The sequence below is a fragment of the Lactobacillus sp. M0396 genome (genome assembly GCF_016101625.1).
Classification (GTDB): domain Bacteria; phylum Bacillota; class Bacilli; order Lactobacillales; family Lactobacillaceae; genus Lactobacillus; species Lactobacillus huangpiensis.
The window spans coordinates 1-771 of record NZ_JACFQE010000020.1 but is presented as its reverse complement, the minus strand read 5'-3'; the positions used below and the strand labels follow the sequence as shown (position 1 = coordinate 771).

The 771-nt window shown below is 32.9% G+C and carries 1 protein-coding gene; it reads right to left on the bottom strand.

Annotation, left to right across the window (positions count from 1 at the left end; translation table 11 throughout):
- The coding region (locus H3T43_RS09285; protein ID WP_198214173.1) for a hypothetical protein at window positions 1-771 on the bottom strand (771 nt) is incomplete at both ends.

The following is a 771-nucleotide window of genomic DNA, read 5'->3' as shown; positions in this document are numbered from 1 at the left end:
TATCGTATGCATTTTGTATTCGCTTCTTGGCCGCTTCAGCCATCGAACTAATATAAGCCTTTTGCGCAGTCTTATTAGCTTCTAATTCTGCCTTTGCAGTCGCTTCTGCAATAAATTTAACATTATTAATATCATTTACTGCTTCTTCTTTAATATTGTTTATTTTTCCAACATCATCAGCTTGCGTTAGTTCATCGTTTGCACTTTGAGCAATAGATTCAACTTTTTTTATATCGGATTCTTTAATTAATTCTTTCTTAACTTTCTCTGCTACATCATTAACTGCATCTATTGCAGCTGTTTTTGCAAAAAGTACTTCGGCAGTTGTGGCAAATTTATCAAATTTACTTTTAGCATTTTCGGCTATAGCCACAATATCTTCCTTAGTTCCAGAGTTTTTAATTTTTTCAATAGCATCGTTCTGAGTCGCCTTTATATCATCAATAAATTTATTAAAAGATGCTGTAACATTTACTTGCTCATCTGGATTTAATTTATTATATGCTGACAGTACTCGACTAACTGCTGACGACATACCACTATTTACATTAGTTATATTAATGTTCCTAGCTGAATCAATATCACTTTGACCCGTAGAATCGTCAGTCGACTGCCCTATATCAGTAGAGTCTTCTTTTTTAGTGTTTTTGTCTTCAGCTTGAAGACTATCATTATTTTCTAAGACATTATCAGAATCATTCTTATGGTCTTTAGTAGGTGCAGTTTCATTTAAAACTTCTGAATGGCTTCCGTCACTCTTAAAAAATGAAG